The organism is Paenibacillus sp. JNUCC32 (genome assembly GCF_014863545.1).
Lineage (GTDB): Bacteria > Bacillota > Bacilli > Paenibacillales > Paenibacillaceae > Paenibacillus_AQ > Paenibacillus_AQ lautus_A.
In genome coordinates this window covers 4,253,285-4,277,504 of sequence record NZ_CP062260.1, presented here as the reverse complement: position 1 = coordinate 4,277,504, position 24,220 = coordinate 4,253,285, and the positions used below count along the sequence as shown (strand labels likewise).

Below are 24,220 nucleotides of genomic sequence, written 5' to 3'. Positions count from 1 at the left end.
AACCGATTCCGGTGCAGGGGCGGCTTTGTTTGTTTTTAATAGAGCCGTGAATTTGTTGCTGAAACGGCAAACCATTTCTTTGTTGGCGTCATCATAAGCGGGGATCCGGGAGGTTCGACACCTTGATCTTGATAAACCTTTATTATGTGGTAAAGGGTATGCCAAGGGTTTCTGATACAGGTCGGATGGGGTCAGATGTCAGCAAACGAAAAGAAGTCCGGCATGCTGCTATCAGTTATTCTAGGTTGGTACACATCCTGTTGGACATGCTTATACCCATGAGCAAAGATCGAGAAGGAGACGGATCATGAAAAAACAAGTTTTGTTCATTCATAGTGCCGGCCCGCAAGGCATCCGCCAAGGAAGCAGCGGCTTGATCGCCCATTTACAAGAACGGCTGGGTGAAGCTTATCATGTCTTATCTCCCGGCATGCCGGATCCGGATTACGCTCTGTGGAAAGCGCAGATTGCCAATGAAATCAAGGCATTGGATGGGGAGGTGCTGCTGGTAGGTCATTCCCTCGGCGGTTCCATACTGTTGAAATACCTCTCGGAAGAAGACGGGCAGCTAACCGTCTCTGGACTGTTTTTGATCGCCGCCCCTTATTGGGGCAAAGACGACGATTGGCAAAACGAAGAATATGCATTGTCCGATTCATTTGTTTCCAAGCTGCCGCATCTCCCGAACCTATATCTATATCACAGCCGTCACGATCCAGTAGTACCGTTCGCGCATGCTCAGCACTACGCGAAGCAGCTTCCCCAGGCCGTCACCCGGGCATACGAGGGCGACGATCACTACTTCCGCGAGGGATTGCCCGAGCTTGTGGATGATATTAAGCGCTTGTAATCCAAGGCTTCAGTCTTGTTAACACCCCTGTATATGTGTAAATACAGGGGTGTTTTTCCCCTACACTTCCCACCTCCAAAAAAAGGGCGAGAGTAGCTGCGCCGCGGCTAATCGTTCGTCTTTTTATTTGTTTAGTATCTTCGAATAAGTGTGGAGATGCATATCCGTCCCGATAAGACTTCAGCGGAGAAGGCGGAATGATGCTGAAGAAGCGAAGCGGTCTCCTTTGTCCCCGGATTTCTACGTTAGTTCATTCATTCATGGAAATCTGGGGGCAACAGAGATCGGAAGTATCATCCGCATGCGGAGCGATGCCAAAAAACAACCGGCACAATGTAAAAGGAGGAGCGGCTCCATAGTGACGCTAAGAAGAGGGGGAGCAAGAAGGCGCATATAAACCTCGCATCAAAAAAGACGACATCAGCTTTTCGCTAATGTCGTCCTCTTTTGTTACTTGCTCGCTTTGTATGCGTTCAAGAATTCCTTCACCTTCGCCGGATCGGCTACCAGCTCGTTGCCGGTTTTGACGATTGGGCTGACGGTGGAGTAGGCTTTGATTTTGTTGTTGTTGTAGTAGGCCAGGATTTCATCCTGGTTGATCGAGTAAAGCACCGCTCTTCTCAGATCGTCGCTTGTTGCCACATCGCGGTTCTTCGTGTTGAACAGCAAGTAGGACACGGCGTTGCTTTCGATCGTTTGCAGCTTCAGCTTGCCGTCGCCTTTCACTACGTCGTATTTCGTTTCCGGCACGCCGTAGTACAGGTGGATTTCGCCGCTGCGCAGTGCGGAGAGCGTGCTGTCCGCATCTTTGATAAAGCGTACTTTCACTTGCTCGATTTTCGGTTCGTGCTCCGTGCCCTTCATGTAGCCAGGGTTTTTGAAGAAGGTGGCTTCATAGTCATTCTTGGAAGACAGGATATACGGACCGCTCGCATACAGCGTGTTGTTGTACTTGTCGCCTTCGGTTACGGTATTTTGGTCGCCGTAAGGGATGTCTTTGTTCACGTCGAATTTCTCAACGTCATACGTATTGATGGATTCAACTTGCTTCTTCGATACGATACCGGCCGATTGGTGAGCCAGGTAGTTCAATACTTGCGGGAACGGCTCGGTTGTCGTCAATTTGACGACTTGGTATTTGCCGTCTTTCGTGCTTGCTTGATTCTTGTCGTCGACGAGGGAAGCGATCTTGGTATCCAAACCGGCTTCCAGCGCTTCCTTGACGCTTTCGCTGCCGCCGGAAACCTTGGTGTTTTCCAGTACGCTCAGGTCGGTTACGGCTTCAACGGTGTTGATGTGCTCGTGAAGCGTGTAGGTACGATGATCAGGCACCGAATTTTTGTCTTTCGCTCTGTTCATGGAGAAGATGACATCGTCCGCGCCTACGCGCTCGCCGGAATCTTCCGCTTTTTTGTTCGTGATTTTTGCAAAGTTAATGTCGTCTCTAAGAATGAAGTAGTACTCCGAGTTGCCTTCGCCGATGGCATGGTTATAAGACAGCGAGCCTTCGGACGTGATCTTGTCATCATCGGTCAGGTTGATCAGACGTACGTTCATGTTGGTGTTGATGATGTTAATGGAACCGTCGTTGCCCTTGATCGGGTCAAGCGAAGTCAGTTCAGAGATCGATTGGGACAGAATCAGCGGCTGCGTCGCACGCTTGGATTGGTCTTTGAAATCGACGGCTTCCCAAGGCAGGGAACGGGATTTCGAAAGACGAACGGAATTCTCGTCCAGCACATCCTTGTTGAACGCTTGGCTCTTCAGGGAGATGTACAATGGAGCGATGTAAGCTTTGTCCGTTACCAGACGTTGTTCCAGCTGCTTGTAAGTCTGAGCGGCGTCTTCCGGCGTTTGCGTGGCCGCTTGGTCGATCAGCTTGTCCACTTCTTCGTCGGACATGATGCTGTAGTCGCCGCCGGTTTTGAACAGGGAACGAACGGCATAGTCAGGGTTACCCGTTACGGTTGTCCAGCTGGACAGCGCGATGTCGTAATTGCCGGCATCCTGCTGTGCCTTGAAGCTGCCGTAGTCCGGCTGCAGATTCAGCTTCACGTTGAAGCCGTTCTTGGTGAGCTGGTCGCGAATGATGTTGACATCGGATTCGTTAGAGCTCATGCCAAGCAATTCAATATTAACAGCGGATGTGTCTGTAGCTGTATCCGCTGGTTCTTGCTGATTTTGCTGTGCATCATCTTTGGTTGTTACGTTGCATCCGGCCAGTACGATGACCAGCGAGAGGAACAATAACAGCAAGGAACTCTTTTTCATTGGTGATACCCTCCTGAGTTGTATATATATAAAATATTTTTTGAAACCAACGTTAGTGTGCCCAGGGCACGAAAAGCTTTAATCCAGCTTCGGATCGAGCGCATCCCGCAGTCCGTCGCCCAGAAAGTTGAAGGACAGGACAAGCGCGATGATGGCTAGACCCGGATAAATGGCCAAGTAGGAATGCGTCTCAAGATACGTGCTTCCGATCTTCAGGATATTCCCCCATTCCGGGATATGCGGCTCGACGCCGAGACCCAGATAACTCAAGCTGCTCGTCGAGATGACGGCTGCACCAATGGTTAACGTCGATTTGACGATCATGGGCGCGAGCGAGTTGGGAACGATATGCTTGAAAATGATCGAAAAATTGCTCGAGCCGAAAGCCCTGGCCGCATCGACGTACTCAAAGGTGGAGACCAGGAGCACATTCGCCCTCATGGTTCTTGCATAAGTCGGTATAGCTCCTACGCTGAGCGCCAGAATGAGGTTGACGGTATTGGCTCCGAATGCGGCAATGATCGCAATGGCGAGCAGGATGCCCGGAATGGCGTACAGCACGTCCAGCAATCGCATGATGACGTTATCGGTATGGCGTCCATAGTAGCCGGAGACGGCACCGAGAATGCCGCCGATGACAACCGGAATCGCCGTAGAAGCGAATCCGACGATCAGCGAGATGCGGGCCCCGAATACGATCCGGGAGAACAAATCCCGGCCGAAGTTATCCGTACCGAAGGGGTATGCCAGGCTTGGCGGCTGCAGGATGGCGCTGTAGTTGTTATCGATCGCAATGCTGTAATCGAAGGTAAACAGACTGGTCACCGACAGGCAGAACAGGAAGATCACGAAGAACAGTCCGGACATGGCCGTCGAATTGGCAGTAAGCTTTACCCATACGTCGCCCCAGCGGGTCATCGCGGGATTGCCGTTCTTGCGGATCTTCGCAAGCAGGTTGATGCCGAGCACCAGAGCAAAAATATTGCCCGTTGCCGCAGTCAGAATGATCGGAAAAGCAAGCCAGGTCAATGCCGGATGCGCATAATTCGATTTTACGTACCTGGCAACAAGGATAAGCGCGATCAGCTGAACGACCGCTATAACCAGAAGCACGGCCATGGCCGGCAGGAACGTATTCGAGACGTAAGGCTTGAACAGATTCAGCGCTGATATCGCGATGGCGAACAGCTGGGTTAGCAGCATGTAAACGGCAATCGTATATTCGGGAGGCTTCTGTTTTTTGATCAGATTGAAACCGAACGTGACGGTAAACAGATTCCCCGTAACGATGCTCAGCAGCTGAACGTAACCCAGGATCCTGGTCGAGCGCCGGATTTCTCCGTCCCTTTGAAGATCCCTTCGGATCAGCAGCGTAATGATGATCTGTATGATCGAAAACAGTGCATATGCCGCAAAGGCGGTGAACACCCACGGTTTGATGGTTCCCCCAGTGAAATCAAAGCTGTTCAGAAGCAGGATCACCGTTAAGGTCAGAGAGATAACCCATGTGAAGCTGGCTTGACTGTACTCGTGTGAGGATTTCAGCTGGTGTTTGGTTTCTGGTTTGAAAAGAAGCTTCTTAATCATGAGTACACCTGCTTTAGTATTGTTTCATCTTGGACCTGATCCGTGGATCGAAGAATGCGTACAAGATATCGATGATGACGTTCACCAGCGATATGGTGATGGCGGTGTAAACCACGCCGCCCATGATGGCCGGGATGTCAGGGATAAATTGTTTATCCACGATGTAGCTGCCGATACCGCTGATGTTGAATACCTTCTCCGTAACGGCGGAACCGCCGAGCATCCCGCCGAACTGAAGCCCGATGACGGTAATGATCGGAATGATGGCATTGCGGACAGCATGCTTCATCAGAATGGTGCGCTTGCCCAGCCCCTTCGCTCTGGCTGTGATCATATAATCTTCATTAATGACTTCCAGCGTGGAGGAGCGCGTCATTCGGGCCACCGAAGCGGTAAGTCCCGTCCCGAGCACGATCACCGGCATGATCATGGACAGCCAGTTCTCCGGATTGAAGGTGGCGGGCAGCCACTGCAGCTTGATCGAGAAATTCAGGATGAAGATCAGTCCCTGCCAGAAGTTCGGAATGGACAGCCCGATCAGCGCGATGAACATAAACGTATAGTCAAAGAACGAATTCGGTCTCGTGGCCGAGATAATCCCGATCGGCAATGCGATCGCAATCGCGATGATCAACGAAATGACCGTAAGCGTCAGCGTGATCGGAAACTTTCTGGCGATGCTGGAGGTAATCTCTTCGTTGCCCGAGAAGGATTTGCCGAGATCGAAATAGGCGATGCCTTTAATGTTGTTCCACAGCTGCGTCAGATAGCCCTGATCGAGTCCGTGCATTTTGTTGAAAGCCGCGATCTGTTCCGGCGTTGCCGTCTCGCCCAATATGTTGGCCGCGGGGTTAAACGGCGACAAGTGAAGAATCGTAAAGACGAGAACCGCTACGCCAAAGATAACGAATACCGTCATCACGAGTCTCTCCGAAATATATTTCAGATAGGGATTGCTGTACAAAAAAATAAGGATGTACATCAGCAAGCCCGGAATAAGTGATATAATGAAGAACAACGGGTTCTCGATGAGAGAACCGAACGTATCGGCCAGAGTCAGCCGTTTGCGATTGTTCAGCTTCAGGTCTTTGGCGGTCCGATCCTTGAGGACTTCACGGAACCTTGCCTCTGCGATCTTGTCGACTTCCTGCTTGAGCTGAGCCTCGCTGATTTTTTGCTTGAAGAACTCATGCTTGCGTTTCTGCTGCTCCATCATCTCGGAGCGAAGGGCCTCCAGATATCCGACGGCCAGCATCTCCCTGCGTATGCGGTTCTCAGCCGCCGCGTAGTCATCCTTCTTTCTCTGGACCAAATAAAATAGGAAGACCACGAGATTCACGGGCGCTCCCAATAATAATAGTAAGTATCTATAAGAAGGATTCAGAAGGATCTTACTGTATGTGCTGCTTATCGAACTTATGAGTCTGTTTGGTCTTGCTGCTTCTGTCCCCCCCATAAGGTGCCTTTCCTCCTTGTTTCAAATTGCATTATTCCGAGTGATATAGTATATTTTATTTTAGCCTATTTTAAAAGTCAATAGATTATAAGAGTTGTAGAGTATATTACTTTAATGACATAAGCATAATGGCAGGTGAGCAGAGTTGGAACCGATATTGCAGGTTAAAAATTTGAGCGTGGCCTTTCAATCCCGTGATTCAGAATTTCACGCGGTGCGTGGGGTCAGCTTTGAAGTGAAGAAAGGGGAGACTCTCGGTATCGTCGGAGAATCCGGGAGCGGCAAAAGCGTCACGGCACGCTCGATCATGCGGCTGCTGCCTTCCCCGCCTTCTTATATGAAGGATGGAGAGATCCTGTTCCTTGGCCAGAACCTGGCCGAGAAAACCGAGAAGGAGATGGAGAGCATCCGGGGACGCGATATCGGGATGATTTTTCAAGACCCGATGACCTCGCTGAATCCGACCATCCGCATCGGGGAACAAATATCGGAAAGTCTGGTCAAACACCTGAAGCTGTCCAAGCAGGAAGCGAAGCAGCAGGCGCTTGACATGCTCAAGCTGGTCGGCATCCCGAACAGCGAAGCGCGTTATAATCAATACCCGCACGAGTTCTCGGGCGGCATGCGGCAGCGGGTGATGATCGCCATCGCCCTGGCGTGCCGACCTGCGCTGCTGATTGCGGACGAGCCGACGACGGCGCTTGACGTAACGATTCAGGCCCAAATCCTCAATCTGATGAAAAATATGCAGGAGCGCTTCGGTTCCTCCATTATATTGATCACGCACGATCTCGGCGTTGTGGCAGGCATGTGCGACCGCGTGGCCGTGATGAAAGACGGCGTGATCGTGGAGACGGGAACGACGGAGGAAATCTTCGAGAATCCTCAGCATCCCTATACCTTGAAGCTGTTAAACGCGCTTCCGCGCCTCGACGAGAAGAAGAAAGCGAAGCCGGCGCCGATCATCGTACCAAGCACGGATTACAAAGGACCGCTGTTAGAGGTGAAATCCCTGAAGCAGTATTTTGATATGGGCAAAGGGAATGTGCTTAAAGCGGTGAATGATATCAGCTTTCATATTCAGGCGGGGGAGACCCTCGGGGTCGTCGGCGAATCCGGCAGCGGAAAATCAACGACGGGACGAGCCATCCTTCGACTTCATCAGCCGACCGGCGGAGAAGTGCTATATCAGGGGATGTCCGTGAATCGCCTCTCCCCTTCGGAAATGAAGGCCATGCGGCGCCATATGCAGATGATCTTCCAGGATCCGTATGCTTCACTGAATCCCAGATTGAAGGTCGTGGACATTATCGGCGAAGCGCTGGATGTCCATAAGTTAACCGGCAGCAAGCAGGAGCGGAAGAAGCGGGTCGAGGAGCTGCTGGATATGGTCGGACTGGATCCGGTTTATGCGACGCGCTACCCGCACGAGTTCTCCGGCGGCCAGCGCCAGCGGATCGGAATTGCGCGGGCGCTGGCGGTAGAGCCGAAATTCATCGTGTGCGATGAGCCGCTCTCCGCGCTCGACGTGTCGATCCAATCGCAGATCGTGAAGTTGCTGGAGGAGCTGCAGCACCGTCTGGGCTTGACCTATCTGTTCATTGCGCACGACCTGTCGATGGTGAAGCATATCAGCGACCGCGTTGCCGTTATGTATATGGGCAAGATCGTCGAACTCGCGGAAAGCGAGGAGCTCTACTCCAATCCGCAGCATGATTATACGAAGTCCTTGCTCGCGGCGATTCCGGTGCCCGATCCGAAGATCGAATCCAAGAAGAAACGGGTCCTGCTGGAAGAACGCACCGGAGAGGATAAATATAATCTGGAGCATTCCGAGCTTGTGGAAGTATCGGAAGGCCACTGGGTGGCCATGCCGACCGGAGCCTAATCGAAAAATAGAACCTGTCCCGACCGGAGTCGGGGCAGGTTTTTTTATCCAAAAAATTATCCGAATCGGCGATTTGCAGTGCTCATAAAAAGGAATTGAGCCCTGCACGGCAAATATTTAAATGTTAGGAAGCGTTCTCACGATACATGAGCCTACGAATTTCCAAGTGTACGCACAATAGCAACATACCGATGAGGAGGAAGTGGAATGAATCGTTTGCAGCAAGGGGATGTCGTATTATTTCAAGGGGACAGCATTACGGATTGCGGTCGCGACCGCAACTTTTCCGGCAGCTTGGGGAACGGCTACCCGCTATTGATCGACTCGTTGTTCGGCATGAAATTTCCTGAGTTGAACGTTACCTTTTTGAATAGAGGGATCAGCGGAAACCGGGTCGTCGACTTGAATAACAGATGGCAGGAGGATTGCCTGGACCTGAAGCCGGACTGGGTATCCATCTATATCGGAATCAACGACACTTGGCGCCGATATGATAGCGGGGACCCGACAAGCACCGAGGATTATAAAGCCGGGTACCGCAAATTGATCGAACGGACGAAAGAAGCGCTGGACGCCAAGCTGATTCTGGTTGAACCGTTCGTGCTGCCTCATCCGGAGGATCGGAGAGCTTGGCGCGAGGATCTGGATCCGAAAATCACGGCGGTCCGCGAATTGGCGGTGGAATACGGAGCCCTCCTGGTGCCGCTGGACGGATTGTTCGCTGCGGCGTCGGTGCGTCGCGAAGCTGCCTTCTGGGCGCCGGACGGCGTGCATCCGTCACCGGCCGGACACGGCCTAATCGCGAAGGCCTGGCTCGAAACGATGGGCGTTTCTTTGGGCTAATGGTTGGTTTTAGAGCTGAAGCTGGAAGCAACAAACGCTGGATGCACGGAATCCGTGCTCCTAATGGAAAGAGCTCGGGCGCGAATGTCGTGCCCGGAGCTCTTTTTTTATATGAGAATGGCAATAGGTATGAAATATGGGTTCATGGCTGCCGATACAATTAGAAATGTTAGAAATCACTTTCATTTTTTTTGCGTATGTGGTGTAATGCATTAAAGCGAAAAAATAATGGTTGACGCCTCCTTTTAAATCCTATAGGATTACTTGTATTAATTATTATTCGTCTTTTTTACGGAAAACAGGGGGAGAGGGAACATGAAAGCCATGAAACATGTAAGGAAATTATCGGCGCTGGCGCTGGCGTTTGTGATCGTATTGACCGGATGCGCCGAATCGGGCAGCGGCGGCGGTAACGGGTCGGGCAATCTGGCGGACAAGGTCGAGAACCTGCCGGCAGGCATTGCCGAGAAGGATCCGGTGAAATTGATGGTCGTTCGGAAAATCGGGGGCGATGACCACACGGCTCAATTTTTGGCAGGGGCGAAGCAGGAAGGCGAGGCTCTCGGGTTTAAGGTGGATACCTTCTCGGCGAACGGAGACTCCGCCAAATTCCACGATGCGATCGCGCAAGCCATTGACAGCGACTACGATGGATTTATCATATCGCATGGCGACGATCCTGCATCGGTTCAGGACGTGAAGAAGATTACCGAAAAGGGAATTCCGGTCGTCACCTTCGACTCCTTGCCGGAGATCGGTGACATTGCAGGGGTGACCCAGACATCGCAGGATGACGAGCAGCTCGCGAAGCTGGCGTTGGACAAGCTGATTGAAGAGCAAGGGCCGGAGGCCAACATCGTTTACCTCTGGGTAGACGGATTCCCGCCGATGGTGCGTCGTAATGCCGTATACCAGGAAACGCTGAAGAACAACCCGGGCATCAAGGAAGTGGAGCGTTTCGGCGTAGCGAGTGACCAGACTTCCTTGGAAACGCAAAACGCGGTATCCGCTATCCTGACGAAATATCCGAAGGGCGAAATCGATGCAATCTTCGCAACCTGGGATGCATTCGCCATCGGCGCGGCGAGAGCGCTGGAGGAAGCGGGACGCAGCGAGGTTAAGATTTACGGCATCGACGTATCCAACGCGGACCTGGAGCTGATCCAGAAACCGGACAGCCCTTGGGTGGCTACCGCAGCCGTCGATCCGAAGATGATCGGCGCCATCAACGTTCGTTTGCTAGCTAAGAAGATTGCAGGTGAGGAAACACCTGCTACGTATAATCTGGAGCCTGTATTGATCGAGCGCTCCGGCCTTGAAGGGGCATCTGAAGCGGTCAACATGGTTAATTTGGCCGATATTATCCCGAGCTGGGGAACAAGCACGGAATTCGAAGAGGACTGGATGAAGGCATTGAAAGAAGCAGGCGGCAAATAAACAGCAATATTCATACAGGCGCTCTTGTCGGTCATCGATAGGGGCGCCCTATCCTATTTGAAGGGAAGAATACACTTGCGAAGCGTGATGGAGCCAACAACTGCCAGCTCGACCGATATTTCGGGAGCGGCACCCTTACTTCAAATGAAGCGCATATCGATCTCTTTTCCAGGCGTTAAGGCGTTGACCGATGTTGACTTTCAGACGACTGCGGGAACGGCTCATGCGTTGATCGGTGCGAATGGCGCGGGAAAGTCTACCTTAATGAAGATTCTATCGGGAGCGTATACCCATTACGAGGGCGAGATCTGGATCGACGGAAGCAGGGCGGACATCCGTTCACCGAAGGAAGCAAAGGACCTGGGCATTCAGATCGTCTATCAAGAGGTGGATACCGCGCTCATTCCGAACCTGACGGTCGGCGAGAACATCATGCTCGACCGGACGGTTCACGATATGGGCAAACGGCACTTGATCCGTTGGAAGGAGCTCCATCGGGAAGCCGAATCGATTCTTGCGCGGATGAATATCCGGGTCCCGGTCAAAAAGCTGATTTCGGAGCTGACGCTGGCGGAGAAGCAGATGGTGCTGATCGCCAGAGCCGTTTCCAAACAGTGCCGCATTCTGGTGCTGGACGAGCCGACCGCGCCGCTCAGCCATAGCGAGACGGAGCAGCTGTTCAAGCTGGTGCGCAAGCTGAAGCAGGACGGAGTCGGCATTATTTTCATATCGCACCGGCTGCCGGAGCTGTACGAAATCTGCGATGACATTACGATCATGCGGGACGGTTTGCTGGTGAAGAGCGACCGCATCGCGAATATCGATCAGCCGAAAGTGGTGGAATACATGCTGGGCTCCAAGATGGATCAGCAGTTTCCCCATATCGAGCGAGACATCGGTCCTGCGCGGTTAGAGGTAAAAGGCATGTACGACCCGGGCAAAATCAACGGCGTTGATCTGTTCCTTCGCCAAGGGGAGATCGTCGGTCTGGCAGGCCTTGTCGGGGCCGGGAAAACCGAGCTGTGCCGGGCGGTATTCGGGGCTTCCGGCACGTCAACCGGCGAGATGATACTGGATGGAAAAAAGCTGCGTATCCGCTCGCCGCATGATGCCGTGCGGCACGGCATTGCGCTCGTACCCGAGGAGCGCCGCCGGGAAGGCGTGTTCGTGGAAGAGCCGGTGTCCGTCAATTTAACGGCCGCGGTGCTGTCCCAATTTTCCAAATGGGGTTCCTGGCTAAGCTTTGGCAGGGAGAAACAGGCGGCGAGAGAGATGATCGAGTCGCTCGGGATCAAAACTCCGAGCGAGAGAGCGCGGGTGAGAAACCTGTCCGGGGGCAACCAGCAGAAGGTGGCGATCGGCAAATGGCTGCTGGCCGACGCGGACGTGTATATTTTCGATGAGCCGACCAAGGGCGTAGACGTTGGCGCGAAGCGGGATATTTTTAAGCTGGTGGCCGAGCTGGCCAAGCGGGGGAAATGCGTGCTGTACGCTACGAGCGAGCTGTCCGAGATCGTGGGCATCACCGACCGGGTGTATGTGATGTATGACGGCCGCATCACGAAGGAGTTGACAACGCGGTCAACGAATGAAGAGGAATTATTGCTTTACTGCACAGGAGGCGGGTTGACATGAATACAGCAAGACCTGTTAAGGAGAAGCCGGCGGCTAGCTTCGCATTCGATTTTCTATATAAATACGGCACATTGATAACGGTATTCGTACTTATTCTCGTATTCGGGACCGTTGCCGACAACTTTTTGAATACAAGCAACATTATTAACATTCTCCGTTCGATCTCGATCGTGACGATCATTGCCGTAGGACTGACCGTATCGCTCGCCGTTGGCGGCTTTGACCTGTCCGTCGGCTCGACGGCCTCCCTGGCAAACGCGCTGGTCATATCCATGTTCGTCTGGCACGGGCAAATCATCGGCATCGGCCTCGGCCTCACGCTGCTGTTCTGCCTGGCCGTCGGGCTGATCAACGCATTTCTGGTCATCAATTTCAAGATCGACGACATGCTGATGACCTTGGCGACGATGTTTATCTTCCAGGGCGTTGCCCTGACGTATACCCGGGGCGCTACCATCTCCCAGAATATGATCATGCCGAGCGGGGACTTTGCCACCGGTAAAATCCCGGCGCTGTTCGAGAAGATCGGGCAGGTGCCATGGATCATTATCATTATGGTTCTCGTGGTCCTCGTGGTCCATCTGTTCCTGACCTATACGAAACACGGACGGTACATGTACATGATCGGGGGCAACCGCGAAGCGGCGGCTTTATCCGGGATCCCGGTGAGTAAATACCGTCTGATCGCTTATCTGGTCTCCGCATTGTTTGCCGCCATCGGCGGGATTATCCTCGGGGCTCGCGTCATGACGGCCGAGGTCAACTCCGGCGGGCCCTATCTCATGGATGCCGTTGCCGCGACCTTCATCGGATACTCCGTATTCGGAGCCGGCAAGCCGAACGCGCTCGGGACCTTTGTCGGCGCTGTGTTGATCGGTATATTGCAAAACGGTCTGATCATGCTGTCCGTGCCGTATTATGCGATGGATATCGTCAAGGGCTCGGTGCTGGCGTTGGCGCTGGCCTTAACCTACTATAAGAAGAGACATTGATGACGAAGCGACACGTGCTTTGACCCAGCTAGTTCCATTCATACTATCGAGACCATCCCTCCCGTGATCCTGATCGGGGGCGGATGGTTTTTTTCATGGATCGGTTCTATGGGTGGCAACCTATGGGAGGGAAATGAATTCAAAGACTTATTCTAAGGGCGAATCCGGCAAGATATCCATCATTTGGTTATTTAGTTGACGGACGCAGCGGGTATTCATTATCCTGTAGAAGACTGGTTTAGCATTGTACATACATTTCCCTCCTATAAAGAGAAAGGGGACTCATCATGAAAAAAACAACCTTCATACAACCGGATCCCAAGTCCTGGCTGGACACGTTTCACTTTGAAATTCCGATAAAGATTAGGTATTGCGAAACGGATATGCTGGGTCATGTCAATAACGTCAGTTATTTCATGTATTTTGAGCAGGGACGCATTGAATATTTCGAGAATCTGGGATTGACCGACGAACTGTTCGGCGATCAAAAGGTGTCGGTTGTTGCGGATCTGGAGTGCCAGTATTTGGCGCAAATGTATCTGAAGGACCCGCTTAGGCTTCATGTGCGGGTGGCTGAGATCGGACGCTCCTCCATGGACATTCAATATGCGATCGTGGTGGACGGCGCCTTGAAGGCAGCCGGCCGCGGAACCATCGTGCTCATCGAGACCGCTTCAGGCAAGAGCACGCCGATTCCGGATTCGGCACGCGAACGAATTTCGGCTTTTGAAGGATGGATGTAAGCCAACGATAAAGATCAATCAGGATAAACCATGAAGGGAAGGGATAAGGGATGAACATCCGTTTTGCCATTATCGGCACAAACTGGATCACCGAGAGGTTTCTCCAGTCGGCACTGGAGACGGAAGAATTTATTCTGGCTGCCGTATACTCCCGTACGGAAGAGAAGGGCAGGGCTTTTGCGGCTAAGTACGCGGATCCCAAGGTCTACACCGATCTTGAGGCGATGGTGCAGGATGACGAAATTGATGCGGTATACATTGCGAGTCCGAATTCCTATCACGTGGACCAGGCGATATTATGCATGAACCATGGGAAACACGTCCTCTGCGAGAAGCCGATGGCTTCCAACGCGGTTGAAGTGGCCGCAATGATCGAAGCTGCGAAGAACAATGACGTTCTGTTGATGGAAGCGTTGAAGTCGACGCTGATGCCGAACTTCAAGACCGTCCGGGACAACCTGTACAAGCTGGGCCCGATACGGCGTTATTTTGCGAGCTATTGCCAATATTCCTCCCGTTATGACGCGTTCAAGCAGGGGACGGTGCTGAATGCGTTCAACCCTGAATATTCCAACGGTTCTTTGATGGATTTGGGGATCTATTGCCTGTACCCGATGGTGACCCTGTTCGGAAAACCGGACACGGTGAAGGCTTCCGGCTACATGCTGTCTTCCGGGGTGGACGGCGAAGGCAGTCTTCTGTTGTCCTATCCCGAGATGGATGCCGTCATCATGCATTCCAAAATCAGCGATTCCTACGCTCCAACCGAAATTCAGGGCGAGAACGGCACGATGATCATCGACAAAATCAATCAGCCGTACGATGTGAAGATCCGTTACAGAGACGGCACCATCGAGAACGTGACCCAGCTGCAAACGCATGAATCGATGTATTACGAAGCCCGGGAATTTATCGATTTGATCCGGTGCGGCGAACGGGAAAGTTCAATCAACACCCATGCCAACTCGCTCATTACGGCCGAAATTATGCAGGAAGCCAGAAGCCAGATCGGACTGCGGTTCCCGGCGGATTCCCGCACCGATATATGATATTTGTCATACTCCCGAAATGACGTTTATGACTACGACGCGCATGACATTCTATCTATACTTAAGTTAGACAAGTGCGTGATAGCTTGATGACGTCCTTGCGCTTCATTTCGAGGAGGAAGACAACTATGGCTAAACCCGATAACAAATTGTCCAGCTTGAAAAAGAACGTTGCCCCTTATGAAGAAATTGACACAAAGGCGAGTATAGGTCAGCTTTTCAATACACTGGTTCCCTTGATACTGCTATGGTATGCAGCCTATTTAAGCTTATCGGTATCGTACTGGCTTACCATTCCCATAGCCGTGATTGCTTCGGGGTTTGTTGTCCGGACGTTTATCATATTCCATGATTGCTGTCATGGATCTTTCTTCAAAAGCCGCAAGGCGAATCAAATTCTCGGCACGATTACGGGCGTGCTTACGCTGTGCCCTTACGAGCAATGGAAGAACACCCACGCGATTCACCACGCGACGAGCAGCAATCTCGATAAGCGGGGAATCGGCGATATGTGGGTACTAACCGTTGAAGAATATGGTGCGGCCTCCTTTTGGGAGCGTCTGTACTACCGCGTATACCGCAACCCGATCGTGATGTTCGGTTTGGGTCCCATCGCCATATTTTTGATATCCTATCGCTTCAACCGCAAAGGCGCGAGACGCAAGGAGAAGATCAGTAACTATATCACGAATATTTCGATTGTAGCGCTGTATGCATTGCTGTGCTGGGCGATCGGATGGCAGGCATTCCTGCTCGTTCAGGCTCCGATCTTCATGGTTTCCGGAATGCTTGGCATTTGGCTATTCTATGTGCAGCATCAATTCGAGGAAACGTATTACGAGCATGATGAAGAGTGGAGTTATATCAATGCAGCCGTAGAGGGCAGCTCTTATTACAAGCTTCCGAAGCTTCTGCAATGGATCACGGGCAACATCGGCTTCCATCATGTTCACCATTTGAGCCCGAAGGTGCCTAACTATAACCTGGAGAAGGCGCATGAAGCCGCTCCTCCGCTGCAGAAGGCTACAACGATTACGCTGAAGACCAGTTTGAAGTCCATTCGCTTCCGTCTGTGGGATGAAGAGAAGAAGGTGTTTGTCACCTTTAAGGAAGCGCGTCAGTCGCTTCGCAAGCCGCAGGAGCCGGCATTGACGAAGGCCGAGAAGAACCTGGCGAGCCCAAGACCCAGGGTGCAGGGCGAATAGGCCGCTGAGTCATGATGCTATATTAGAGAACGGATTCGCTAAGGCTAGTAAATGGATTAAGCTTGAACCGACAGAAGGTGGGACTCCATGCAGAAATGGTATCAGATCTTTCATAAAAGCACGGGACTGAGCCCTTACGTATGGGTCGTCTTCTACATCCTTCCGTTCTATTTCATCTTCCGGTCGACCTCGACCTATCAGATCGTGATCGGCGTTCTGATGATCGTGATGTTCTTCGCTTTTTATGTGTTGTCATTTCTGTCCAAAGGCTGGCTCGTCTATTTCTGGACGAGTCTGCAAATTCTGATATCGATTGCGATGTCCGTGGTATTCGGATATATCTATTTCTCGCTGTTCCTCGCCTTCTTCATCGGGAACATCAAGAATAAGGCCGGATTTATTACGCTGTACTCCATCCATTTGGTTACGACCATTATTACGGTGAACTATGGATTGTTAACGCGGAATCCGTTCTTCATCACGCAGCTGCCATTCGTGCTTGTGAGTGTGGTAGGGGTTATACTGCTCCCTGTGACAAACTATAACCGGAATAAGAACGATCAGCTGCAGGGCCAGCTGGAGGATGCGAACAAACGGATTTCGGAATTGGTGAAGCTGGAGGAACGCCAGCGCATTGCCCGGGATTTGCATGATACGCTGGGGCAAAAGCTGTCTCTTATCGGCCTGAAAAGCGATTTGGCCGGCAAACTGATGAAGCAGGATATGGAAAGGGCCCAAGCCGAGATCAACGATGTCCGTCAGACGGCCCGAACCGCACTGAAGGAAGTGCGCGAGATGGTAACGCGGATGCGGGGGACCCGGCTTGCGGATGAAATCTTCCGTATTCGGCAAATCCTGAAGGCGGCGCAGATCGAGTTGACCTTTGAGGGGACGCAGGAGCCGGAGAATCTATCGTTGATGAACGAAAACGTGATCAGCATGTGCCTGAAAGAGGCAGTGAATAACATCGTGAAGCACAGCAATGCCACGGCCTGCTCCATTGTGATCGAATCCACGGAAACGGATCTGATTGCCAGGGTGAAGGACAATGGGACCGGGTTCGTGACGGACGCGAAAAACCGCGGCAACGGGCTGCGGGGAATGAGAGAGCGGCTTGAATTCGTGAACGGAAGCATGGAGTTTGCTTCAGGCGAGGGGACTACGCTTGTCCTTCGAGTCCCTAATGTGCTCAGAATGCCGGATAAGGAGGCGGGAATATGATCCGAATCGTCATTGCCGAAGATCAGCGGCTGCTGCTTGGAGCCTTGGCCTCACTGCTGGATCTGGAAGAGGATATGCAGGTGGTCGGGACGGCGGGCAACGGCAAGGATGCCGTACAGCTTGTCAAACTTCATATGCCGGATATCTGCATCATGGATATTGAGATGCCGATCATGAACGGGCTTGAAGCCGCCGAGGAGATCAAGGGTTATGGCTGCAAGGTGATGATCTTGACGACCTTTGCCCGGCCCGGGTATTTCGAACGTGCCGTGAAAGCGGGCGCCAACGCTTACCTGCTTAAGGACAGCCCGAGCGAGGAGCTGGCCGCGTCCATTCGCAGCATTATGGCAGGCAGGCGAATCTACGCCTCCGAGCTGGTGGATGAAGCGTATTCCGGTGAAGAGAATCCGCTGACGGAGCGGGAAAAGGAAGTGCTGGGCCTCATCGCGGACGGCAAGAATACGAAGGAAATTGCCAATCAGCTGTTCATTACCACGGGAACCGTGCGTAATTACATTTCCGTTATTCTCGATAAGCTTGGCGTCAGCAACCGGATCGAAGCGATCACGCGTTTCAAGGAAAAAGGCTGGTTTAAATAGTGCAAAGAAGAAGCAAAACCCCGCGGTTGCAGCCGCGGGGCTTTTTTTCGTGCGCATAAGAAAAACGAAAAACAGGAAGAAGGTGAATATGCCGCTTAAAATAATGGATTTTTTTACCTGGTATTGTATGCATCAAAGTGTATATTTATTCATTTGATGAACCTTGATTGCGTTTGTGGATAGATTTTATATTTTTTGGAAACAATGAAATCGCTAATAAAAATAAGCCTGTTTTTAAATGACGCCATTTCCTGCATAAAAGGCAATCAAGCAAATATATTGCAGTTCCTTTGTAAATGTATGCATTTTTATGTATAATAGTAATGATTGCCAGAAGTCAAATTTGAGGAGGAGGAGGTCTTCTATGGACCATATGATGTTTGAGGTTGGAACTGCTCTGATTCTGGTTGCTATAGCCTCCGTAATTGCTGGAAAGCTCAAGTTCTCGATCATACCGTTCTTGATTGTGCTCGGGATGCTTGTCGGTCCGCATGCACCAACGATAGGGATTCTTGACTTTAAGTTCATTGAGAGCCAGGGGATCATCGATTTTCTGGGACAGATCGGTATTCTATTCCTGCTCTTTTACCTTGGTCTTGAATTTTCGGTTCAAAAATTGATCAAGTCCGGACGAAACATTGTGGTAGGCGGAACCGTATATGTAGTATTGAACTTCGTGCTGGGTGTGGCTTACGGTTTCGTGATCAACATGCCTCTGTACGAGACGCTGATCATTGCAGGGATGCTGTCGGTTTCCTCCAGCGCCATCGTCGCTAAGGTGCTTGTGGATCTGCGGCGCACGGGGAATGCGGAGACGGAACTCATACTCGGCATGATTTTGTTCGATGATATTTTCCTTGCCGTGTTCTTATCGATTATGTCGGGACTGCTGTTAGGCGGGGCTACATCGATAGGGGCAACGATCCTCTCGGTTTGCATTTCCATAGGTTACATGCTGTTGTTCTTTGTTATTGCGAGAAAAGGTCCACCCATACTTAACAAATTGCTGAATATTACGTCCAGCGAGATTTTCATTATCGTAGTGTTCTCGTCGATGTTCTTTATTGCCGGGTTTTCGGAGACGCTGCACGTAGCCGAAGCGATCGGCGCGCTGCTGTTCGGACTGGCTTTATCGGAGACGGATCATAGCGAACGGATCGAGCAGCTGGTCATACCTTTCCGTGATTTCTTTGGAGCGATCTTCTTCTTCAGCTTCGGTCTCGGCATCGATCCGACCACGCTGGGGAATGCGTTATGGCTGGCTCTTGGCGCCGTGGTACTGACCATAATCGGCAACCTGGTCGCAGGCATGATAGCGGGACGCAAGGCCGGACTATCGCATAAATCGTCGCTTAACATCGGCTTGACTATTATGGCGCGCGGGGAGTTCACGATTATCGTTGCGAATCTGGGACTTGCCGGCGGACTGTCCGCGATGCTGAAACCATTCTCGGCACTCTATGTCCTGATTCTCGCGATTCTTGGGCCCTTATTGGCCAAGGAGTCGAAGCGCGTGTACCGTGGAATGAATAAAATATTCAAATGGAGCGATCCAGTGGAGAAAGTGAAAAAAAGGAATGCATAGGGAAGCCCGGGATGATTTACTTTCTTCCAACTAATCTATATAATCTAGAGATTGAATTAACCCCAGAACGGAGGATTTACACATGAGTATTATTCGCGAATCTGATCTGCCGGGTATCGGGAAGAAGTTCCTTATTCAGGCGAGATCAGGGGATAAGCTGGTTGTTGTTATTCATGACGATGGCCGTAGAGAGTTGTACCACTTTGAAGATGACGATCCTGAGGAGACCATCTCCCAGATTACATTAGAGGATGACGAGGCAAGACAAATCGCAGGCATTATCGGCGGCATGACGTATAAACCGAAAGCGCTGGAGACCATCGAAGTGACGCTCGAAGATTTGATCATCGAATGGGCGCGAATCGAGCCGCATTACAAATGCGTGGGACAATCCATTGCAGGGCTTCAGGTTCGTCAACGTACTGGCGCTAATGTATTAGCGATTGTGAACAAGAAAGAGCAGAAAATCAATCCGGGTCCGGACGACATCCTGACAGCAGGATCGACGCTGGTGCTTGCGGGCGAGCGCAAGCAGATCAAGCAGCTGAAAGAACTGCTGGTCAACGGCTAATAACGAATAGCTTCACAGGTCTTTAGTTGATCCTGTCGTAACACGTAAGCAGCAAGCTCCTCCATGGGTGAGGGGCTTGCTTTTTTTTGCGCGGATCCTTTAAATTTGAAATTTTTCGCGAAATGATCTATCTTTGATAGTGAGGCTATCATTTTCGGGAAAGAAGGCGTGTACAGCATGAAATTGAAAGACAAAGTAGCTATAATTACGGGCGGTGCCGGCGGAATCGGCAGCGGCATGGCTCTTGCCATGGCCAAGGAAGGCGCCAAGGTCGTCATCGTGGACGTGAATGAGGATAAGGGTCGCGAAACGGAGAAAGCGCTGAGGGCATATAGCGATTCGATGTTTATTAACGGCGATATTACGAATAAAGCCTCGATTAAAGGAATCGTGGATGACGTTGTGAGCACCTACGGCAGACTGGATATTCTCGTTAATAACGCGCATGTGTCCAAGCAGGTACCCATTGTGGAAACTACCGATGAAGTGATGGCATTGTCGTTCAATACCGGATTCTATCCGACGTTTTATTTCATGCAGGAATGTTATCCTCATCTGAAAGCAGCCAAGGGCAAGGTGATCAACTTTGCATCCGGTGCGGGACTGTCCGGCATGGTGAACCAGGCCTCCTATGCCGCAGCGAAAGAAGCGATCCGGGGATTGTCACGCGTGGCTGCCAACGAGTGGGGAGCAGACGGCATCAATGTCAATCTGATCAGTCCGATCGCGCTGACGCCGGGCGTAGAGCAGTGGAAGCAGGCATTTCCGGAAGCGTATCAAGAAATGGTCGATAAGATTCCGCTCAAAAAAATGGGCGATCCCGAGCAGGATATCGGACACGTGGCCGTGTTCTTGGCTAGCTCCGATTCCGATTACATGACCGGCCAAACGCTGATGGTGGACGGCGGTTCCATCATGCTGAGATAATATACGATGCTGATTTCTAAAAAAAAGCGCCAAGGGCTGCCCCTTGTGCGCTTTTTCTGTTTAATAGCCGTAAGCTACGGGTTATGGATAACCATGGAGGACCGGCTATTTCCGCGCCACGATCATAAACCGTGCGGAATTCGTCCGGATTCCGAGATCTGTGCGATGCTCCTCGATGAATTGCTGCAGGATGCGGAAATCCAATTCCTCCTGTCCGAATCCGGGAATGATGGGCGTGTGCTTAAGCAGGAAGATAAGATCCTCCTCACGCTCATAGTACTCGACGGCATCATATTCGGCGCATTGGATATCGCGAAACCCTGCCAGCTGAAGTTCCCTCTTGTATTCCTCCATTAAAGCGCCGTCTTCGCGGGAGGATTGTCCTCTGCCGAAGGCTTGGGCCAGATTAGTTTTATCGCATTCGCGAACCTGCTGCGTTAGAAACACGCCATCATCGGTTAATACCCTGGCAACCTCCGAAGCACGGAAAGGGGAGTGCCGGCATGAAATCAAATCGAAAAACGCCTCCGGGAATTGAAGCACCCCTGCATCCATCTGGACAAAGCGTACGTTGGAAGCCGCAGCCTTCCGTTTATTACTCCGGGCAGTCTCTATCATCGCATGGGAAAGATCGATTCCAATCAGCAATGCCGCCTTCGAGGCGATGGACAACAAGTTCTCTCCGCCTCCCGTGCCGATATCCAGCAGAACGCCCGATGATGTGCACCGCTTGCTAACCTCATCGTAAAAATTCCACTCCACGCCTTCCGAGATCCATCTGACCTTGCTGAAATCCCAGCCGTTTAAGGCTCCTACGATATCATAAAATGATTTGTATTCCTGTGATTTCATATATATGGTTCACCTTTTCAATTGAGATAAAATGGGATGCTGAAAACAGATCGTCTCATATTCGTTCGCTCAGTTACTGTGATTCTGGCTAGGCCCGGTCCAGTATGACAGACCGGGCCCAGCTACTTCGAACGGCAAGGATCCTTATCAGCATCCAATTCACCCCAATTAAAGATTATTTTAAGAGATAAGAGAGTATAAGCTTCAGAGTCTTACTATCCTTATCTCGCAAGAAAAACTTCCGCTATACGCGGTCTGTCTTCTGAGAAAGTACGTCGATAGATATTTTTCTTATTGTAAGACCAAGGATTCTTCGGGATCAAGGAGAATTTTATTAGGAGCATGAACCAGAATCTTAAGCAATTGTTAAGAATTTGGAAGTAAGACGTTAAGAAATGTCTACTATACTGGTTGAATTCGTTTCGGTTAGGAACGAGAAAAATTCGGACTTTGAAATGAGAGGGTACTGCCATGAACAAAATGAATTCTCTGCCAAGGGAGCGTCTTCCCGAGCTGCAATTGGTCCGCGCATTCGCCATTATCGGCGTGCTGTCCGTTCACTCGACATCGTATGCCGTATCGGCCATGACGGACTCCAAATACTTTTTCATCTACAATTTTATGAACATCTTCATGAAATACGGAACGCCGACGTTTATATTTTTGAGCAGCCTGGTACTCTTCTACAATTATTATGACCGCCCTACGACCAAGAAGCTGATCGGCGGATTCTACAAAAAAAGATTGCTGTACATCATCATCCCGTATACGCTCTTTTCCGTGTTTTACTTCGGGCTGCTGCACTATCTGCATTATCAAGGCAGGCCGTTTGGCGAGACGATGGAGAGTTTTATTCAAAAGCTGTTGACCGGCAAAGCGTATACGCATCTGTACTTCGTGTTTATCAGCATTCAGTTTTATGTGCTGTTTCCGCTGGTGCTGTGGTTGTTCAAGAAGATGCCGCAGCTTGCAAAATGGGCGATACCGATTGGACTGGTGATCCAGTGGACGTTTATACTGATGAATAAGTATTATTGGCAGGTGCCGAATAAGGGAAGCTGGGCCCTGTCCTATATAGCTTACTTCATGCTGGGCGCTTTTATCGGCATCTATTATCCGAAACTGAAGGCCTGGCTTGTGATCAGCCGTGCCAACGCACAGCCTTACCGCATAGCGGCTTGGACGATGCTGTGGATCGCATGGGCAGCTGCCGGTCTCGGCCATGTGTACATTTATTACAACAACCGTCTTCACGGAACCGGATATAATTCAACGCTGTACGAGCTGCTGTGGAATATGCATACTTACTTTGGGGCGCTTGTCCTGCTCCAGTTCGCCATTCTGTTCTACCGGGCCGGGGTACGCGGATGGACGCCCGCGCTGGAGAGACTGGGGGCCGTATCCTTCGGGATTTATCTCATTCATCCGTTCTTTCTGCTCGTCTACCGTCAATTCCCGCTAACCACGGGGAACTCGATCCTAACCCATCTGTGGTATGCGGGCGGTTTTGCGGCAGCCTTAGGCTGTTCATGGATCGTCGTGGAATTGACGGTTCGATATATACCGGGCTCATGGGTGATTTTCGGTAATATTCCGAAGGCGAAGAGATCGGGTAAACCAACCGATGCGCCGGCTGTGCCGCTTTCCGGTTCCTAGCCTGTTTCGCAAGAATAGGACGTATACCCGACGAGGCATGGCCATGGCGAAAGGAAACCAAAACAGCAGCATCGCCCGGCCTGACAACATCCATGGAGAAGAGAACGTAAAAGGCGTTATGCTGACTGCCGCTTTATGATCAAGGAGGAGCCATGTCTGGAGTTACGATACTGATGGTTGACGATGAAACCGAAATTTTGAAATTGATGGAGATTTACGTCAGGAATGAGGGCTATACGCTGCTCACCGCATCTCATGGCCTGGAAGCGCTGGAGATTCTAAAAAACCATAAAGTGGATTTGATCATTCTCGATGTCATGATGCCGCAGATGGATGGCATCCAGGCATGCATGAAGATTCGGGAGGAGAACAACACGCCCATTATCATGCTGTCCGCCAAGAGCCAGGAGATTGACAAGATCGCTGGACTCAGCATCGGCGCGGATGATTACGTGACCAAACCGTTCAGTCCGCTGGAACTGGTCGCAAGGATCAAATCGCAGCTCCGCCGGTACAAACAGCTGAACAATCAATCGGTACGGGACGAGAACGAAATCCAGATCGATGAGCTGATCCTCAATGTCGCGTCCCACCGGGTAACGGTGGCCGGTAGGGAGATTAAGCTGACGCCGCGCGAATTCTCCCTGCTTCATACGCTGGCCATCAACCGCGGACTCGTGCTGAGCATGGACAAGATTTATACCGAGGTATGGAACGAGCCGTTCATGGAATCGAAGAATACGGTCATGGTCCATATTCGCAAGCTGCGCGAGAAGATCGAGAAGGATCCGCAGCAACCGGAATACATTAAGACGGTATGGGGGATCGGTTACAAAATAGAGTAAACTTAACC

20 protein-coding genes are annotated in these 24,220 nt (G+C 51.3%); 16 read left to right on the top strand and 4 right to left on the bottom strand.

All coding sequences use genetic code 11. The annotated features are described in order from the left end of the window. The first annotated feature begins 307 nt into the window (after positions 1-307). Positions 308-850 carry an RBBP9/YdeN family alpha/beta hydrolase gene (locus tag JNUCC32_RS19180; protein WP_192569495.1) on the top strand — a complete coding sequence of 181 codons (543 nt, stop codon included), beginning with the start codon at positions 308-310 and terminating at the stop codon, positions 848-850. A 450-nt stretch (positions 851-1,300) separates the two neighbouring features. Here the strand turns inward: JNUCC32_RS19180 and JNUCC32_RS19175 are convergent, their stop codons facing one another. From JNUCC32_RS19175 to JNUCC32_RS19165, 3 genes are all read right to left on the bottom strand, one after another. Next, on the bottom strand, positions 1,301-3,121 hold the full coding sequence (locus JNUCC32_RS19175; protein ID WP_192569494.1) for an ABC transporter substrate-binding protein: 1,821 nt from the start codon (positions 3,119-3,121) through the stop codon (positions 1,301-1,303). A gap of 78 nt (positions 3,122-3,199) precedes the next feature. Further along, positions 3,200-4,708 carry an ABC transporter permease gene (locus tag JNUCC32_RS19170; RefSeq protein WP_192569493.1) on the bottom strand — a complete coding sequence of 503 codons (1,509 nt, stop codon included), beginning with the start codon at positions 4,706-4,708 and terminating at the stop codon, positions 3,200-3,202. A 13-nt stretch (positions 4,709-4,721) separates the two neighbouring features. Then, complete coding sequence (locus JNUCC32_RS19165) at positions 4,722-6,164, bottom strand: ABC transporter permease (protein ID WP_192569492.1); 1,443 nt, start codon at positions 6,162-6,164, stop codon at positions 4,722-4,724. A gap of 145 nt (positions 6,165-6,309) precedes the next feature. On the opposite strand from JNUCC32_RS19165, the gene JNUCC32_RS31795 reads away from it, so the two are divergent. From JNUCC32_RS31795 to JNUCC32_RS19100, 13 genes are all read left to right on the top strand, one after another. Then, positions 6,310-8,052 carry an ABC transporter ATP-binding protein gene (locus JNUCC32_RS31795; protein WP_192569491.1) on the top strand — a complete coding sequence of 581 codons (1,743 nt, stop codon included), beginning with the start codon at positions 6,310-6,312 and terminating at the stop codon, positions 8,050-8,052. Between the two features lie 207 nt (positions 8,053-8,259). Then, on the top strand, positions 8,260-8,895 hold the full coding sequence (locus JNUCC32_RS19155; protein ID WP_009589707.1) for an SGNH/GDSL hydrolase family protein: 636 nt from the start codon (positions 8,260-8,262) through the stop codon (positions 8,893-8,895). Positions 8,896-9,210: 315 nt separating this feature from the next. After that, on the top strand, positions 9,211-10,332 hold the full coding sequence (locus tag JNUCC32_RS19150; RefSeq protein ID WP_192569490.1) for a sugar ABC transporter substrate-binding protein: 1,122 nt from the start codon (positions 9,211-9,213) through the stop codon (positions 10,330-10,332). 144 nt (positions 10,333-10,476) lie between these two features. Beyond that, positions 10,477-11,967: a sugar ABC transporter ATP-binding protein gene (locus JNUCC32_RS19145; RefSeq protein WP_192572698.1), complete on the top strand. Its 1,491-nt coding sequence runs from the start codon at positions 10,477-10,479 to the stop codon at positions 11,965-11,967. Then, positions 11,964-12,959 (top strand): ABC transporter permease, encoded by a 996-nt coding sequence (locus JNUCC32_RS19140; RefSeq protein WP_192569489.1) that lies wholly within the window; start codon positions 11,964-11,966, stop codon positions 12,957-12,959. The genes JNUCC32_RS19145 and JNUCC32_RS19140 overlap by 4 nt, the downstream gene beginning before the upstream one ends. Before the next feature lie 287 nt (positions 12,960-13,246). Beyond that, positions 13,247-13,702, top strand: a complete 456-nt coding sequence (locus JNUCC32_RS19135) for an acyl-CoA thioesterase (protein WP_036662299.1) — start codon at positions 13,247-13,249, stop codon at positions 13,700-13,702. 50 nt (positions 13,703-13,752) lie between these two features. After that, positions 13,753-14,751, top strand: a complete 999-nt coding sequence (locus JNUCC32_RS19130; RefSeq protein WP_192569488.1) for a Gfo/Idh/MocA family protein — start codon at positions 13,753-13,755, stop codon at positions 14,749-14,751. 128 nt (positions 14,752-14,879) lie between these two features. Next, complete coding sequence (locus tag JNUCC32_RS19125; RefSeq protein WP_192569487.1) at positions 14,880-15,956, top strand: Delta(5) desaturase DesA; 1,077 nt, start codon at positions 14,880-14,882, stop codon at positions 15,954-15,956. 87 nt (positions 15,957-16,043) lie between these two features. Continuing rightward, the gene (locus tag JNUCC32_RS19120) at positions 16,044-17,177 is read left to right on the top strand and encodes a sensor histidine kinase (protein ID WP_192569486.1); all 1,134 of its coding nucleotides are present in this window, start codon (positions 16,044-16,046) and stop codon (positions 17,175-17,177) included. After that, the gene (locus JNUCC32_RS19115) at positions 17,174-17,776 is read left to right on the top strand and encodes a response regulator transcription factor (protein WP_012819369.1); all 603 of its coding nucleotides are present in this window, start codon (positions 17,174-17,176) and stop codon (positions 17,774-17,776) included. The genes JNUCC32_RS19120 and JNUCC32_RS19115 overlap by 4 nt, the downstream gene beginning before the upstream one ends. Before the next feature lie 364 nt (positions 17,777-18,140). Continuing rightward, on the top strand, positions 18,141-19,361 hold the full coding sequence (locus JNUCC32_RS19110) for a cation:proton antiporter (RefSeq protein WP_009589754.1): 1,221 nt from the start codon (positions 18,141-18,143) through the stop codon (positions 19,359-19,361). An 82-nt stretch (positions 19,362-19,443) separates the two neighbouring features. Then, a complete protein-coding gene (locus tag JNUCC32_RS19105; RefSeq protein ID WP_009589718.1) occupies positions 19,444-19,932 on the top strand; it encodes a cation:proton antiporter regulatory subunit in 489 nt (162 codons plus the stop codon). A gap of 177 nt (positions 19,933-20,109) precedes the next feature. Further along, a complete protein-coding gene (locus tag JNUCC32_RS19100) occupies positions 20,110-20,859 on the top strand; it encodes an SDR family NAD(P)-dependent oxidoreductase (RefSeq protein WP_192569485.1) in 750 nt (249 codons plus the stop codon). Between the two features lie 105 nt (positions 20,860-20,964). Here JNUCC32_RS19100 and JNUCC32_RS19095 read toward each other — a convergent pair whose 3' ends face one another. After that, the gene (locus JNUCC32_RS19095; RefSeq protein ID WP_192569484.1) at positions 20,965-21,711 is read right to left on the bottom strand and encodes a class I SAM-dependent methyltransferase; all 747 of its coding nucleotides are present in this window, start codon (positions 21,709-21,711) and stop codon (positions 20,965-20,967) included. A gap of 471 nt (positions 21,712-22,182) precedes the next feature. Here JNUCC32_RS19095 and JNUCC32_RS19090 point away from each other — a divergent pair, with 471 nt between their 5' ends. Both JNUCC32_RS19090 and JNUCC32_RS19085 read left to right on the top strand, forming a co-directional pair. After that, positions 22,183-23,367: an acyltransferase gene (locus tag JNUCC32_RS19090; protein ID WP_192569483.1), complete on the top strand. Its 1,185-nt coding sequence runs from the start codon at positions 22,183-22,185 to the stop codon at positions 23,365-23,367. A gap of 152 nt (positions 23,368-23,519) precedes the next feature. Then, the gene (locus tag JNUCC32_RS19085) at positions 23,520-24,212 is read left to right on the top strand and encodes a response regulator transcription factor (RefSeq protein ID WP_012819373.1); all 693 of its coding nucleotides are present in this window, start codon (positions 23,520-23,522) and stop codon (positions 24,210-24,212) included. Positions 24,213-24,220: the final 8 nt, after the last annotated feature.